Origin of the sequence: Pseudomonas sp. P7758 (assembly GCF_013386485.1) — a bacterium.
Lineage (GTDB): Bacteria > Pseudomonadota > Gammaproteobacteria > Pseudomonadales > Pseudomonadaceae > Aquipseudomonas.
On the sequence record NZ_JACARS010000017.1, the window covers coordinates 46,075 to 61,127 of the forward strand.

Annotated in this window: 11 protein-coding genes and 1 riboswitch; of the genes, 5 read left to right on the forward strand and 6 right to left on the reverse strand. The window is 61.1% G+C overall.

The window, feature by feature from the left end; all coding sequences use genetic code 11:
* Positions 1-5 precede the first annotated feature (5 nt).
* Both HX873_RS04895 and HX873_RS04900 read left to right on the forward strand, forming a co-directional pair.
* Positions 6-560 carry a membrane integrity-associated transporter subunit PqiC gene (locus tag HX873_RS04895; protein ID WP_008434246.1) on the forward strand — a complete coding sequence of 185 codons (555 nt, stop codon included), beginning with the start codon at positions 6-8 and terminating at the stop codon, positions 558-560.
* A gap of 23 nt (positions 561-583) precedes the next feature.
* Positions 584-928 (forward strand): hypothetical protein, encoded by a 345-nt coding sequence (locus HX873_RS04900; protein WP_003216175.1) that lies wholly within the window; start codon positions 584-586, stop codon positions 926-928.
* Positions 929-937: 9 nt separating this feature from the next.
* On the opposite strand, the gene HX873_RS04905 is transcribed toward HX873_RS04900, so the two are convergent.
* The 5 genes from HX873_RS04905 to HX873_RS04925 all read right to left on the reverse strand — a co-directional run bounded on the left by HX873_RS04905 (position 938) and on the right by HX873_RS04925 (position 10,025).
* Positions 938-3,667 carry a LuxR C-terminal-related transcriptional regulator gene (locus HX873_RS04905; protein WP_177040262.1) on the reverse strand — a complete coding sequence of 910 codons (2,730 nt, stop codon included), beginning with the start codon at positions 3,665-3,667 and terminating at the stop codon, positions 938-940.
* A 309-nt stretch (positions 3,668-3,976) separates the two neighbouring features.
* A complete protein-coding gene (locus tag HX873_RS04910; RefSeq protein WP_008434250.1) occupies positions 3,977-5,341 on the reverse strand; it encodes a DUF1329 domain-containing protein in 1,365 nt (454 codons plus the stop codon).
* Positions 5,342-5,384: 43 nt separating this feature from the next.
* Positions 5,385-7,247: a DUF1302 domain-containing protein gene (locus HX873_RS04915; RefSeq protein ID WP_003216171.1), complete on the reverse strand. Its 1,863-nt coding sequence runs from the start codon at positions 7,245-7,247 to the stop codon at positions 5,385-5,387.
* Positions 7,248-7,578: 331 nt separating this feature from the next.
* Positions 7,579-9,261 (reverse strand): fatty acid--CoA ligase, encoded by a 1,683-nt coding sequence (locus tag HX873_RS04920; RefSeq protein WP_177122438.1) that lies wholly within the window; start codon positions 9,259-9,261, stop codon positions 7,579-7,581.
* Between the two features lie 131 nt (positions 9,262-9,392).
* Positions 9,393-10,025 (reverse strand): LysE family translocator, encoded by a 633-nt coding sequence (locus HX873_RS04925; protein ID WP_003216169.1) that lies wholly within the window; start codon positions 10,023-10,025, stop codon positions 9,393-9,395.
* 84 nt (positions 10,026-10,109) lie between these two features.
* Between HX873_RS04925 and HX873_RS04930 the strand changes: the two genes are divergently transcribed.
* The 3 genes from HX873_RS04930 (at position 10,110) to HX873_RS04940 (ending at position 12,948) form a co-directional block, all read left to right on the forward strand.
* Positions 10,110-11,075, forward strand: a complete 966-nt coding sequence (locus HX873_RS04930; RefSeq protein WP_177122439.1) for a 2-hydroxyacid dehydrogenase — start codon at positions 10,110-10,112, stop codon at positions 11,073-11,075.
* A 30-nt stretch (positions 11,076-11,105) separates the two neighbouring features.
* Positions 11,106-12,104, forward strand: a complete 999-nt coding sequence (locus tag HX873_RS04935; RefSeq protein WP_008434258.1) for a class I SAM-dependent methyltransferase — start codon at positions 11,106-11,108, stop codon at positions 12,102-12,104.
* Between the two features lie 51 nt (positions 12,105-12,155).
* Positions 12,156-12,275: riboswitch (yybP-ykoY riboswitch) on the forward strand.
* An 88-nt stretch (positions 12,276-12,363) separates the two neighbouring features.
* Complete coding sequence (locus tag HX873_RS04940; RefSeq protein ID WP_003216166.1) at positions 12,364-12,948, forward strand: TMEM165/GDT1 family protein; 585 nt, start codon at positions 12,364-12,366, stop codon at positions 12,946-12,948.
* A 160-nt stretch (positions 12,949-13,108) separates the two neighbouring features.
* Here HX873_RS04940 and HX873_RS04945 read toward each other — a convergent pair whose 3' ends face one another.
* Positions 13,109-13,927: a M48 family metallopeptidase gene (locus tag HX873_RS04945; protein ID WP_003216165.1), complete on the reverse strand. Its 819-nt coding sequence runs from the start codon at positions 13,925-13,927 to the stop codon at positions 13,109-13,111.
* Positions 13,928-15,053 lie beyond the last annotated feature (1,126 nt).

Genomic DNA, 15,053 nt, shown 5'->3' on the forward strand with positions numbered 1-15,053 from the left:
CCACCATGGCTTTGCCGCTGAAGATCACGCTGCTCACCGGGTTGCTGCTGCTGACGGCGTGCCGCAGTGAGCCCATTCAATTTCATACCCTGACGCCGGTGCAGCGCAGCAATGCGTCATTGGCCGCGGGGGGCGAGATCCGGATTGAAAGCATCACGGTCCCGCCACAGGTCGACCGGCCACAGATTGTCATCCGCCAGGGTGACAGCGGCGTGGCCATTCTCGAGACGCAATGGTGGGCTGCCAGCCTGGTGGATGAGTTGCGCAGCGCGCTGGTGGATCAACTCGCCAGCAGCCGGAAAAACCTGGCGGTGCGCATTGAGGTCCAGCGCTTTGACTCGATCCCCGGGCAGTACGCCCTGCTCGACGTCAAATGGCGGCTTCGCCAGACGGGCACGGACGAACGCACGCCGCTGACGTGTCGCACGGTGGTGCAGTCGCCATCCGGCCCGACCATTGATGACCTGGTGATCGCGCAGCAAAACAACGTCAAGCGGTTTGCCGCGCTGCTCAGCCAGGCCGCCGACAAGTCATCGAGTGAGTGCCCCGCCGTGCGGTAAACATTGATCCGGGGGATCGAGCCATGCGCACATTCTGGAAGTGGTATCAGCAACTGCTGGAGAATGACTTCAGCACCCAGGTCTTCGACAATGTGAAGAACCTGCTGGTATGCGCGCTGTTGTTTGCTGCGGGCACCAACGCACTGGCCGGGAAACATGAGCTGTTCCTCGGCATCCTGGCGTCAAGCGTGGCCGGGTGGGGCTTGATCGTGGTCTCAAGCTTGCTGATGGTGCTGAATGTGAGCGATGGCATCCGCCGGCTCGCCAAACTGCGTTATCACCTGGTCCTTCAGCTGCTGCTTATCCTGATCTATGTACTGGTGGCAGCGCGCGTGGTGGAAATCGTCTGGGGCTTTCGATCCCATTGATCCAGGTTTCTACCCCAGCAATCCCATCTCCTGCGCCCGCGCCACCGCCTGTGTGCGCCGCTCCACCCCGAGCTTGCTGTTGATATGGCTGGCGTGGGTTTTCACGGTGTGCAGGGAGATAAACAGCTGATTGCTGATCTCCTGGTTTGAACAACCCTGTGCGATCAGGTGCAGCACCGCCAGTTCACGGGTGCTCAGGGTCTCCAGTGTGTGTGGGGTTTCAACTACTGCAACATCCGGCAAGAGTGCCAGCAGGCCCTGGTTCAACAGTCCATGGGGATCCCGAGACAGCTGCTCCCGCGTCCACTCGGGATAGCGTTCCAACAGGCGCTGGAAAGGTTGCATCGCGCCACCGGCAGCCGCTTCAAGCGCGCGGGCAAACACCGGGCGGGCCTGGGCTTCCTGGCCACCGTCCAGCAGTAACAGTGCCTGCTGGGTCAGCGCCATCAGGCTGATCATCTGCCGGCCGCTGTTATGGGCCTGGCGTGCCAGTTCGTCGAGCCGTTGCAGTGAAGCCGCCGGCTGATGACGGATGGCGTCGAGTGCCGCCTGTTGCAACTCGATATGTTGCGGCAGGTGCGGGTGGAACTCCGGTGCGGCAGCGGCCTGTTCACCGTTGTAGGTTTGCCCCAGCCGCGTCAGCCAGGCATCGGCCAGGTCGGTGCGCCCCTGAGCCAGCCATAGCTCGCATTTGACCAGGGTGATCATCGCCAGATAGAAAATCGGCGGCACGTCCCAGATATGCATCAAGCGCTCGGCCTCGGCCAATTCGGCAAAGGCCACGGAGAAGTCGCCACGGCGACCTTCGAAGCTGGCGATCACACAGTGGCCGATCAACACGCTGATATCCCGACAGGCTCGCGCCTCCGTCAATCCGGCACGCAGCCGAGCGAGCCCGGCTTCAGGCTGGCAGCGCATCAGCAGCAAATAGCCTTCGTACAACGCCAGGCGCGCGCGCACTGCGTACAGGCGTTGCGGCGCCAGGCCTTGCAAACGTTGCAGGCCCTGGCGCACTTCATCCAGCGACCGCAGGATCTCGCCACGGGCCTGCAGTACACGCGCTCGGTCGTAATGGGCCAGCGCTTCAAACAATGGATTGCCGACCCGCTGCGCCAACTCCAGGGATTCGCGGTTCAGGCCGCGGGCGCGCCACAGGTCGGCGTCGACAATGGCCAGGTTGGACAGGGTCGACAGGCACATCAACCGCTGGCCATAGCGTTTGTGCGGCAGGCTTTCCAAGGCCTCGCTGCAATACGACTGGGTCAGCTCACGATCACCACGGCCCCTGGCAATAATCCCGCTGAGGGCCAGCCATTGCGCCAGCATCGACTTTTGCGCGGTGGCCGACGGGGCCGGTAAAAAACGGCTGAGGTGGCTGGCCAGTTCCTGCGCCGCATCCAGCTGGCAGGCCAGGCCCAACGCCCAGCTGTAGAGCACGATCAGGCGTGGCGTACTCATCAGCAAACTGTCGGGCAAGTCCATTTTCCAGCGCAGCAGCATGCCGACATTCTGCTCCGCCAGCAGTTGCTCTTCGGACAGGTTCTGCACCAGGTTTGCCGCCACATCCAGGTGGCCCGCACGCAGCGCCTGCTCCACTGCCTCGTCGATCAAGCCCTGGGCATTGAACCAGCGGCAGGCCCGCAGGTGCAGGCTGGCTGCCGGCAACACGGCATTGCTCGCGCGCCGGGTGCGCAGCAGGTCGGAAAACAGATGGTGATAACGGTACCAATGGCCCTGCTCGTCCAGCGGCACCAGGAATACCTGGTGGGCTTGCAGGTAGCGCAGGATTTCCGTGCTGTCGTGGGCCTCGCGCACGGCGTCGCACAGCTCGCTGCAAAAGCGCTCCTGGGACGCGGTGTCGTAGAGGAACGCCTGGACTTCCGAGGGCAGGCAGTCGATGACCTCTTCGAGCAGGTAATCGCGGATCAGCCCTTCCCCGCCGTGCAAACCCTGGGGCAGCGTACCTTCGCTGCCGGCCTCGGAAGCCGCCAGCAGCCAGAAACGCAGGCCGGCCACCCAGCCTTCGCTGCGCCGGATCAGGTTATCCAGGGCTTCACCACGCAATGAACTGCTGTGGCGATCCAGCAGCGCCAGGGATTCGCCGTGAGTCAGGCGCAGGTCCTGCTCGTGCAGTTCCAGCAAATGCCGGGACAGGCGCAGTCGGGCCAGGTGCCAGTCGGGACGCTGGCGGCTGGTGACCAGCACCAGCAGGCCGTCGGGCAGGTGATTGAGGAAAAATTGCAGGCAGCGGTCGAGTACCGGGCCCTGGGCCAGATGGTAGTCATCCAGCACCAGCAACAGCGGCGCCTGGGTCGACAGGTGCACCGTCAGTTCATCCAGCAGGCCGTCGAGCCATTCTTCAAAGGCGAAGGGTTGGTGACGCTGGCGCATTTTCAGCAGGCCCAGGGATTGGGCGCCCAACTGCGGGAAGTATTGCTGCAAGCCATCGAGCAGGCGTTCAAGAAAACGTCCCGGGTCGTTGTCCCGGGGACTTAGCCCCAACCACAAGCTTTGCCAGTGGGCCGGCAGGCTCTGGCAGAACTCCACCGCCAGCGAACTCTTGCCGAACCCGGCCGGGGCGCTGACCAGCAACAGACGCCCGGCCAACCCTTCGCTCAGCCGTTCGCACAGGCGCGGTCGCAACACATAGCCGTCAGGCAGTGGGGGTCGATAGAAGCGCCCTTCCAGGGTCGGAATCACCGCGCTGGCAGGCCCTTGAATTCGGGACAGATCAGTCATCGCCGGGCTCTTGTAGAAGGCTGTTGTCGGCATTGCAGATGTCCGCAGACTAGCGGTAAAAGCGGCAGCTTTGTAGATCTTTGCAACATTTGTCTGAAAAAGACTACAACAAAAAATATCCGGACTTCTTCTGTAACGACCGACACTCTGTGGCGAGGGAGCTTGCTCCCGCTGGAGTGCGCAGCGCTCCCGTTTTTGGGGCTGCTACGCATCCCTGCGGGAGCAAGCTCCCTCGCCACAGTGGTCGCGCAAAAAAAAGCCCCGAACCAGTCGGGGCTTCTTCGAGGATGCGGCCTCGTTTACAGCAAGTTAGCGAACACCATCCTGGCGCAGGGCCGCCGGGGTGAAGTCGCTGGTGGTGGCGGTGAAACCGAAGTCATAGGCCTGTTTCTCTTCGTTCTTCATGCCCAGTGCCAGGTAGCGGCCGGACTGCAGGTCGTAGAGGGTTTCGAGGGCGTACCACGGCACTTGCTTGTCGTAGTAGTTCTCGGCATGGGCTTCCGCCACGCGCCACAGCTGGCCACGACCGTCGTAGTGGTCGATGACCGCGGCTTGCCAAGTGTCTTCGTCAATGAAGAAGTCACGCTTGGCGTAGATATGGCGCTGGCCTTCCTTCAGGGTTGCAACCACATGCCACACGCGGCGCAGCTCGTAGCGCGCCAGGTCCTGGTTGATGTGGCCGGCCTTGATGATGTCGACATACTTGAGCTTCGGATCGTCGAGTTTGTAGCTGTTTTCGGCGATGTACAGTTCCTTCTTGCCTTCCAGTTTCCAGTCGTAGCGGTCCGGTGCACCGTTGAACATGTCGAGGTTGTCGGAGGTACGCAGGCCGTCGGCGGCGGTACCCGGGCCGTCATACGACACTTGCGGTGCCCGGCGCACACGACGCTGGCCGGCGTTGTAGACCCACGCCGAACGCGGCTCTTTCACCTGGTCGAGGGTTTCGTGCACCAGCAGCACACCACCGGCCAGACGTGCCGGCGCAGTCACTTGCTGCTTGAAGTAGAACAGGATGTTGCCCGGGTTTTTCGGGTCGTAGTCCTTCATCTTGTCGCGGAACACGAACTGATCACGGAAATACACCAGGCTGAAGGAGCCGTTGGTTTGCGGCGTGGCCTGGGTCACCAGGCGGGTCACGCTGCCGCCGCGATAGCGGGTGATGTGGTTCCAGATCACTTCAACGCCGCTTTTCGGAATCGGGAACGGTACGGCGGTTTCAAAGTTTTCCAGGCCGTTGCCGCCGGACACCAGGTTGGTGCTGGTGGCGTTTTTCTTGATGGCGGCGAACACATCAGCCGGCACCGTGGCGCCGCGATGGGTCGGGTAGACCGGCATCTTGAAGGTGTCGGGGTAGCGCTTGAACATCGCGTACTGCCCCGGCGCCAGCTTGTCCTTGTACTGCTCGACGTTCTGCGCGGTGATGGTGAATTGCGGCTGTTCGCTGGCGTACGGGTTGGCCAGGAAGCCACGGGCATCCACGGCGCCGGCGTTGGTGGGCAGCGGCGACCATTTAGGGATGGTGCCGGCCGCGTTACCGGCCATTTCGGCGCCCATCGGGGTCAGGGTCGTGCCGAGCTTGGCGGCTTCATCCGCCGAGACCGCCGCCATGACGCTACCCGCCATGATCGACAGCCCCAGCACACCCACCTGCAACAGATTTTTAGTTATTTTCATGTTCTGGTTCTTCCTTAAAACATACTGCTTAAACAGAGTGTGCTTAGAAGTTCACGCCAACGCTCAAGGCGACAAAGTCGCGGTCGTCCACGGTGCTGTAGTCGCCACCAAAGAAGTTGGTGTAGGCCAGGCTCGCGGTGTAAGTGTTCTGGTACTCGGCGTCCAGCCCGAGGCTGATCGCCTTGCGGCCTTCCTCGAAGTTACCGCCAGGGCCAGGCGAGTAACCCTTAACGTCATGGGACCAGGCCACGTTGGGTTTGAGGTTGACGCCGGCAAACACATCCGGGTATTCCCAGATCGCACGGCCACGGTAGCCCCACGAAGTTGCAGTAGTGAAGCCGTCGTTGTTGCAACTGGTGTTCAGGCCGTTGGCATTGGGAAGGCCAGCACCTTGGGCGGTAGAGTTGTTCAACGCCGCACACGCGCCGTTAGGCAGGGTACCCGGGCCAAACACCGGATCACGGCCATAGCGAACCTTGGACTTGCTCTCCAACCCGCCGACATAGGTCATACCGACTTCGCCCACCAGCGTCAGGCGGCTGGCGCCCATGACCTGGTCAAAGAAGTGGGTGAACGTGGTTTGGAGTTGAGTGATTTCCTTACGGCGATAACCATGCAAATCCTGGCCTGGTACACCGCTTAACAACGAAGCATCCTTGAGCACCGGGAAGCCCAGAGGGCGAACGCCGGCAAACAGGATGTCGGTGGAGTTCAACTGCACAGGCGCGTTGGGCCGGTAGCTCAACTCGCCGCTCCATGCCGTGCCGGTAGGCAACGTGGTGGAGAAACTCAAGCCAAAGAGGTGGATGTCTTCCGGATACTCAACGAAGTATTGCGAGTTGCCCGCCACCACCAGTGCAGCTGCCTGACCCAAAGGCCTGGCTCTGTCGTAGACCGACTGAGGCGCGCCAGTTGCACTGAAAATCGGCGCACGGCTGTGGTAGTTCATGTAGTAGGCGCCGAACTCGGTGTCCAGCGGCTCAAAGTTGTAGTGCATTGCGACGCCGTATTGGCCGCCGTCACGTGCGTTACGGTTCGGACCGCGGCGCACCAGGACGCCCTCGTCATTAACGTCGACGCCCAAGGCGGCCAAGCTCGGCAAAGCGGCCGGGTTGATCGTGGAACGCTTGTTCAACACCCGCAAATTATCGTTACAGCCGGTGGTAATGATGTCGGGCTGCGAGAAAAACGTGCCGCAGTTATCGGTCACGGTCTTGTCCCAACCGATCTGATAGAAGCCTTCAGCCGACAGGTTGTCGGTCAGCGTTTGCGACACGTAGAACATGTTGACCGGAATCAGGCCCTCCTTGATCTCGGCCCCCGGACGACGGAATGCAGCCACGTCGATCGGGTTGATGGCGTTGATACCGCCACCAATGAACGTGCTCTCACCCCAGCTCACTACCTGCTTGCCCAACCGTACGGAACCCGGTTCATCACCAATCGAGTAGTTGTGGTAGACGAAGGCGTCGAGAATCTGCCCGCCGGAAGATCGGGCGCCTGTTGGGCGGTTGTTGTCGCTGATGTTCTTGAAATCGAGGTCGTCGTCTTTAAGCTTGAAGTCATACCAGTACTTGCCCCGGACAAACACGCCGGTGTCGCCGTATTTCAACTCAAGGTCATGAATGCCTTTGAAGATCTTCGAGAAGGAATCACCTTTGTCGAAGTTCAGGTGACCGTCATCCGAGGTTTGCGACAACCCCCTGCCACCGTTGTTGGCACCGATCAGGTCTTTATTGCGACCCGCCGTCGACCAACTGGCCCCGACCGACAGGGACGAGTCAAAGCTGCCTTCGATTTCACCGATGTTGAAACTGACGCCGAATGCAGGCCCGGCGAGCGTAGAGGCGAGGCTGACGGCCAAAGGCAGTTTTGCCCGGCGCCAGAACTGGTGTGCTGAGATCATCGACGCTACTCCATGTGCATTATTGTTATGGCAGTGAGTCGTTTCTAAGGGCTTGTAACGGCCGGAATACAACGATTCCAATGCCGGGCGAACAGATGAACCCGCCAGGTTCACAGCACCGCACCTTGAAAAACTCTGGGATGAACTATAGCCAGCAGGGGGTACCGCTTGATCCCTCTAAAGTGTGATTTGCATCACCAACCCGTCTGCCACAGTCCTTTTCGCCATGCTGACGAAGGTCAGCGACGGAAGGATGGCTGAAAATTGGCAAATCACAAGTGAAGGCTTGGACTAGAGCGCTGCCGTGCCCGCGAGGGCACGGCAAGCAGCGTCAGAGGGTGGAGAGGAAGGTGCTGTTGTTGGCCTGCCATTCAATGATGTCGATACGGATACGTTTTTTGTCGAGCTTGCCGACACTGGTCTTGGGAATTTCCGTAACAACGGCGATCTGGCTTGGAATCGCCCACTTGCTCAGGTGGCCCAATTCCACGAATGGCTTGAGATGTTCCTTGAGCTCCTTGGCCCCTATCACATGGCCATCACGCACCACCAGCAACGCAAACGGGCGCTCACCCCACTGCGGGTCGGCAATCCCCACCACCGCTACTTCGCGTACCGCCGGGTGGCGGCTGACCAGGTCCTCAAGGGCCAGCGAGGAGATCCACTCGCCGCCGGTCTTGATCACGTCCTTGATGCGGTCGCGAATATCGATCACGCCGAAGGCATCGAGGGTGGCCACATCGCCGGTGTGCATCCAGCCGCCGGCCCACAACTCGGCGCCCTTCTGCGGCTCGTTGAAATAGCCTTCGCTGAGCCATGGCGCGCGCAGCACCAGCTCGCCCTGGGATTCACCGTCGGCGGGCAGGAAGTTGCCCTCGCCGTCGATGATCGCCGCTTCCACCAATGGCCCGGGCACGCCAGCCTTGATGCGGTAGGTGGTGCGCTCGTCTTCGGTGCCGGCCATCAGTTCTTCATTGAGGTGGGCACAGGACACCAGCGGCCCGGTCTCGGACATGCCGTACGCCGCCGTCAGCTGAATCCCGCGGGCCTTGGAGGCTTCATACAGCGAACGATTGAGGGCGCTGCCACCGATGACGATTTTCCAGCCGCCGAAATCCACGCCCTGCCCGGCCTTGGCGTTGAGCACCATTTGCAGGATGGTCGGCACACAATGGGAGAAGGTGACCTTCTCCTTGCGCCACAGCTCCACCAGGTATTCGGGGTCGTAGCGGCCTGGATAAACCTGCTTCAGGCCGAGCATGGTCGCCACATACGGCAGGCCCCAGGCGTGGACGTGGAACATCGGAGTGATCGGCATGTAGACGTCGTTGGTGCCCAACAGACGCACGCTGTCGACGCTGCCCATGATGGTCGCCACGCCCATGGTGTGCAGCACCAGTTGGCGGTGGGTGAAGTACACGCCCTTGGGATTGCCCGTGGTGCCGGTGGTGTAGAAGGTGGTGGCGACGGAGTTTTCGTCGAAATCCTCGAAGTCGTAGCGGGGGCTCGCCGCCGCCAGCAACGTTTCGTACTCACCCACGAGGTTGGGCAGCTCGGCGGTTTTGTCCGCGCCGTCGGTGAGCAGCAGGGTTTTGTCGACGGTGGTGAGGTGGCTGGCGATGGCCTGGTAGAGCCCCACGAACTCGCTGTTGACCAGCACAAAGCGGTCCTCGGCGTGGTTCATGGTGTACAGAATCTGTTCCGGGGACAGGCGCACGTTGATGGTGTGGATTACCGCACCAATCATCGGAATGGCAAACATGCATTCCAGGTAGCGATGGCTGTCCCAGTCCATCACGGCCACGGTATCACCGGCCTTGACCCCGGCCTCGGTCAGCACACTGGCCAGGCGGGCGACGCGCTCGATCAGGGTCGGATAGGTGTAGCGCAACTGGTCGCGGTAGACGATTTCCCGGGTCTTCTCGTAGCGTGTCCCGGACATCAACAGGCGTTTGATCAACAGCGGGTATTGGTAGGCGCCTTCGGCGGGCGGGATAACACGAGTCTGCAACATACGAATCCCTTATCTGACTGCACGGTCTTGGCTGAAACATCTGCACTTTAGAGCGCTTATGTTTCAGCCAAATCAGCCAAAGGAATGATTTGCAGAACCCAATGAATGCTAGCTTTGAGCCAGCATCCGGCTTATTTCATGCTGGTAAAGGCCAGCTTCACACCGATGGCAATCAGCACCGCGCCCATGGTGCGGTCGAACCAGTGGCCCATGCGTGCAAAACCGGCGCGTACGCGTTGCTGGCTGAACAGCATGGCCACCAGGCAAAACCAGATCGCGGTCGCCACGGCCAGGTACACGCCGTAACCGGCCTGGACCGCCAACGGCGTGTGGGGATTGATCACCACGGTGAACAGCGACAGGAAGAACAGCGTGGCCTTGGGGTTCAAGCCGTTGGTGACAAACCCTGAGGTAAACGCACCACGGGCAGTGCGCTCGCCCGCTTCCAGGTGCAGGTCTTCTTCACTGGCAGGCTTGGCCGGCTGGGCGCGCAGGGCCTTGAAGCCGATGTACAGCAGGTAGGCCGCCGCCGCCCATTTCAGCGCATTGAACAGCACGATGGACTGGGACACGATCAAGCCGATGCCCAGCAGCGAATACCCCACGTGCAGGAAAATCGCCGAACCGACGCCCAACGCCGTCCAGGTGCCGGCCCGTCGGCCATGGGTCACGCTTTCACGTACCACCACGGCGAAATCCGGGCCAGGGCTGGCCACCGCCAACAGGTGAATCAGTGCCACGGTCAAGAACTCGGTGAGGTACATGCACACTCCAGGAAGTAACTGATTATTTCATCTGATAGGCTCGGCAGATTACGCCTTCGAATCCCGCCGCAAAAGGTACAGTTGATGACGAACAATCGCCGCGCCGTCTTCCTTGATCACCCTTCCCTGGACCTCGGGGACCTGGACCTCAGCGGGTTGCAGGCACTCTTCAGCGAACTGAGCCTGCACCAGCAGACCACACCCGAAAACATTATCGAACGCCTGCAAGGCGCGCAGGTGGCGATCAGCAACAAAATCGCGCTGAATGCCGAGACCCTGGCGGCCTGCCCCGAGCTGAAGCTGATCCTGGTGACCGCCACCGGCACCAACAACGTCGACCTCGCCGCCGCCCGCGCCCACGGCGTTACCGTGAGCAATTGCCAGGGTTACGGCACGCCATCGGTGGCGCAGCATACGATCATGCTGCTGCTGAACCTGGCGACGCGCCTGAACGACTATCAACGGGATGTGCAGGCGGGGCACTGGCAACAAGCCAAGCAGTTCTGCCTGCTGGACTACCCGATCGTCGAACTGGAAGGCAAAACCCTCGGGCTGCTGGGCCATGGTGAATTGGGCGGTGCCGTTGCGCGCCTGGCTGAAGCCTTTGGCATGCGCGTGATCCTGGGCGCCATTCCAGGCCGTCCGGCCCGTGCCGATCGCGTATCGCTGGACGAGTTGCTGGCGCAGGTTGACGCACTGACCCTGCACTGCCCGCTCAACGAACACACCCGCGACTTTATCGGTGCCCGTGAACTCGCCTTGCTCAAGCCTGGCGCCTTCATCGTCAACACCGCCCGCGGTGGTCTGATCAATGAACAAGCCTTGGCCGATGCCCTGCGCAGCGGTCATCTGGGCGGCGCGGCGACCGATGTGTTGAGTGTCGAACCCCCAGTCAACGGCAACCCGCTGCTGGCCGGCGACATCCCGCGCTTGATCGTCACCCCGCACAACGCCTGGGGCAGCCGCGAAGCCCGGCAGCGGATCGTCGGCCAATTGATCGAAAACACTCAGGGCTTTTTCAGCGGCGCCCCGCTGCGTGTCGCCAGTTGATAAACTGCGCCCCTTTTCAAGGAGCAGACCATGGATCCGCGCAGTGAAGTACTGCTTCGCCAGGCCGAACTTTTTCAAGGCGACGTGCTGCTGGTGGGCTTGCCCGCCGATGACCTGCTGGGCCGCCTGCCCAATGCCCATGGCTGGAGCTGGCACGCCGGCGACCAGGCCGCGCTGGACGCACGTTTTGCCGAGCGCAGCCAGTTTGGTGTGAACGTGCCCGAGCGTTCGTTCGAGACCGCGGTGGTATTCCTGCCCAAGTCCAAGGACCTCACCGATTACCTGCTCAATGCCGTGGCGGCGCGTTTGCCCGGCAAGGAGTTGTACCTGGTGGGGGAGAAGAAAGGCGGCATCGAAAGCGCGGCCAAGCAACTGAACCCGTTCGGCAAACCGCGCAAGCTCGACAATGCGCGGCACTGCCAGTTGTGGCTGGTGACGGTGGCCAACGCCCCCGAGCCGGTAGAACTGGAGAGCCTGGCGCAGGTGTTCGAGGTGCCGCTGGCTGAGGGCCCGCTCAAGGTGGTGAGCCTGCCGGGCGTGTTCAGCCACGGTCGGCTGGATCGCGGTACCGCATTGCTGCTGGAGCATCTGGACAAGTTGCCGAGCGGTCACTTGCTGGATTTCGGTTGTGGCGCGGGTGTGCTCGGGGCAGCGGTCAAGCGTCGCTACCCGCATAACACGGTGACAATGCTCGACGTGGATGCCTTTGCCGCTGCCAGCAGTCGCCTGACACTGGCGGCCAATGGCCTGGAAGCCGAGGTGTTGACCGGTGATGGCATCGACGCTGCTCCGATGAATCTGAACGCTATTCTGAGCAACCCGCCGTTCCACGTCGGGGTGCACACCGATTATTTCGCCACCGAGAACCTGCTACGAAAAGCGGCCAAACATCTGGCAAAAGGCGGCGAACTTCGCTTGGTAGCCAACAGCTTCCTGAAGTATCAGCCGCTGATTGAAGAGCATCTTGGGGTGTGCGCAATCAAGGCAGAAGGTCAGGGTTTTCGCATTTACCGTGCCAAGCGCGGCTGAGATCTTTTTCCAAAAGAAGGCTTGCCGAATGGATTTTGCCTAGGCAGAATCCGCTCCGTCCTAGGGGAGTAGTCTCCCACGAGCGCCACGCTCGTCCGGCATACGTCAACATACTTGGTCAACAGGCCATGGCGTATGCGACCCAGGAGTCCGCACAGACGGACCGGGGTTTGACAAGACCTATGACACGAACACCTTACCCGGGGCGGGAAGGCTGTACGTGTCATAGCCGTGTCGACCCGCCCCTGGAACTTACCTGATGCTGGATTCTCTGCTCGTCCCTACTGCAATCGTTGCCTTGGCCGAAATTGGCGACAAGACGCAACTGCTCGCACTCATTCTCGCTGCACGCTTTCGCAAACCCTGGCCGATCATCGCCGGCATCGTTGCCGCGACCCTGGCCAACCATGCGGCCGCCGGTGCCGTGGGGGCCTGGTTCGGGAGTTTCTTCTCGGATGCGGTGCTGCACTGGATACTCGCGGCGAGCTTCTGCGCCACGGCGCTGTGGACCCTGGTGCCCGACAAGCTCGACGATGACGAAGCCAGCACTTCCCGCAAGTTCGGGCCCTTCCTGACCACGCTGATCGCATTCTTCCTCGCGGAAATCGGCGACAAGACCCAGATCGCTACCGTGATGCTCGCGGCGCAATACCCGGAACTGTGGCTGGTAATTATCGGCACGACCCTGGGCATGTTGATTGCCAACGTGCCGGTGGTGCTGGCGGGTAATTTTGCCGCGGACAAATTGCCGCTGACGCTGATTCGTCGACTGGCGGCTACGGCATTCTTCATCCTGGCCATTGTTGCGGTGTACAAGGCCATGCAGAGCAGTGGCTGGATCTAAACGCAACCCCATATGAGGGCTGGGCTTTGGTGGGAGCTGGCTTGCCTGCGATAGCATCACCTCGGTGCAACTGACACACCGAGGTGCCTGCATCGCGGGCAAGCCCGACTCCCACACAAGCCGGGCCCCCACATTCAGATTTGCATTTCAGCCTTATAAATCAGGATTTTTTCGCCTGCTGATACAACGGCATCACCTTCGGAATCGCCGCCTGCAACGAGGCGATCCGGCTGTCGGAGGCAGGGTGGGTGCTCATGAATTCAGGTGGCGAGCCTTCCGAAGCCTTGGCCATTTTGTTCCACAGGGTAATCGCCGCGTTCGGGTTGTAACCGGCACGCGCCGACAACTCCAGGCCGATCAGGTCCGCTTCGTTTTCATTGCTGCGGCTGTTGGGCAAGGTCATGCCGTAGTTGGCCACGGTATCGGCCAGCGCCAGGCTGTCCTGACCGAGGCCGAACAAGGCACCGGCCCCCTGCTTCGCCATTTCGATACCGTAGGCCTTGGACATGGCTTCGCGGCCGTGTTCACGCAAGGCGTGGGCAATTTCATGGCCCATCACGGCGGCGAGTTCGTCGTCGGTCAACTTGAGATTGTCGATCAGCGCGCTGTAGACAAAGATCTTGCCGCCAGGCCCGCAGTTGGCGTTCATCTCGTCACTTTTGATCAGGTTCACTTCCCACTTCCACTGCGCCGCATCCGGGCGGAAGGTGGGCGCCTGGGCGATCAGGCGGTTGGCAATCGCCTGCACGCGCTTGGCGTTGGCGCTGGTCTTGTCCACCAGGCCCTTGCCGCTGGCTTCACCCAGGGTCTGCTGGTAGGACTGCGCATACATCTGGTCGACTTCCTGGCTCGACAACATGCTGAACATGTACTGCTTGCGCTCAACCCCCACGGCGCCGCCGCTGGTGGTGTTGACCGACTGACAACCGGCGAGCAACAAAGCCGCGCCCAACGCACATACCGCCACTGTCTTTTTCATCAACCTGCTCCCTGAAAACATGGCGCGTATCGTAGTCGGCCAATTGTATCGACGCCAGATACAACAGACGTATAGCCACCTGATTTCAGATACATCCCACACTGCCGCAAAAAATTCACAAACGCTGGCAACCATTCCATTTACGACATTCGCCCATCCGGCACAGCCATTTTGAGGTAATGGCCCTCATGTCTCCCCCGCCCGCGGCCGATATACACAAGCAGCCAATCTCCCCCTGCGTTCGGAGCCGTCATGAAGTTCAAGTCGATTCAATTTTCTGTCGCGGCACTGGCCGGGGCCATTGTCCTGAGCGTGGTGGCGGTGTTGGTGCTGTATGCCTTGTTCGCCGGGGCGCGCACCCAGGAGATGGTGCAGGAACGCACCCAGGGTCAATTCGAACAAATCATCGAGCAGCGCCTGACCGCCCTGGCGCAAACCCAGGCGACGCTGATCCAGCGCGAACTCGAAGCACCGCTGGTGACGGCCAAGGGCCTGGCCACCGCCAACGCCCTGATGGGCATGAAAGACGCCAACGGCAACCCGCAACTGGCGGTCTCCCGTGAACAACTGATCAACCTGATCCACGAAACCGTGGTGCGTAACCCGAAGATTCTCGGCGCCTATATAGGCTGGGAAGCCAACGCCATCGACCACAACGATGCTGCCTACGTCAACAGCCCGGTGGTCGGCATCGAAACCAACGGCCGCTTCCTGCCGTGGTGGTTCCGCAATGCCGACGGCAGCCTGGGCCTGGATAAACTGGCTGACGTGGCCGACCAGACCATCCTGTCCACCGGCGTGCGCGCCAGTGAGTACTACCTGTGTTCCAAGGAAAGCAAAAAGCCCTGCGCCATCGATCCGGCCCCTTATAAAGTCGGGAATGCGATGGTGATGCTCGCCTCGTTTATCGAACCAATCATGATCGACGGCACCTTTCAGGGCATCGTCGGCGCCGACCTGTCGGTGAACTTCATCCAGGAAATGCTCACCAAGGCTGATCAGAATTTGTACAACGGTGCTGGTGAACTGGCGCTGATTTCCAGCAACGGCCGCCTGGTGGCCTACACCAAGGACGCCAGCAAGCTCGGGGAAAAGGCCAGCGACCTGCTGGACAGCAACGAACTGG

Bases quoted from the DNA above. Each gene is read 5' to 3' on its own strand.
- HX873_RS04895 (WP_008434246.1), top strand. From the start codon at position 6: ATGGCTTTGCCGCTGAAGATCACGCTGCTCACCGGGTTGCTGCTGCTG.
- HX873_RS04900 (WP_003216175.1), top strand. From the start codon at position 584: ATGCGCACATTCTGGAAGTGGTATCAGCAACTGCTGGAGAATGACTTC.
- HX873_RS04905 (WP_177040262.1), bottom strand. From the start codon at position 3,667: ATGACTGATCTGTCCCGAATTCAAGGGCCTGCCAGCGCGGTGATTCCG.
- HX873_RS04910 (WP_008434250.1), bottom strand. From the start codon at position 5,341: ATGAAAATAACTAAAAATCTGTTGCAGGTGGGTGTGCTGGGGCTGTCG.
- HX873_RS04915 (WP_003216171.1), bottom strand. From the start codon at position 7,247: ATGATCTCAGCACACCAGTTCTGGCGCCGGGCAAAACTGCCTTTGGCC.
- HX873_RS04920 (WP_177122438.1), bottom strand. From the start codon at position 9,261: ATGTTGCAGACTCGTGTTATCCCGCCCGCCGAAGGCGCCTACCAATAC.
- HX873_RS04925 (WP_003216169.1), bottom strand. From the start codon at position 10,025: ATGTACCTCACCGAGTTCTTGACCGTGGCACTGATTCACCTGTTGGCG.
- HX873_RS04930 (WP_177122439.1), top strand. From the start codon at position 10,110: ATGACGAACAATCGCCGCGCCGTCTTCCTTGATCACCCTTCCCTGGAC.
- HX873_RS04935 (WP_008434258.1), top strand. From the start codon at position 11,106: ATGGATCCGCGCAGTGAAGTACTGCTTCGCCAGGCCGAACTTTTTCAA.
- HX873_RS04940 (WP_003216166.1), top strand. From the start codon at position 12,364: ATGCTGGATTCTCTGCTCGTCCCTACTGCAATCGTTGCCTTGGCCGAA.
- HX873_RS04945 (WP_003216165.1), bottom strand. From the start codon at position 13,927: ATGAAAAAGACAGTGGCGGTATGTGCGTTGGGCGCGGCTTTGTTGCTC.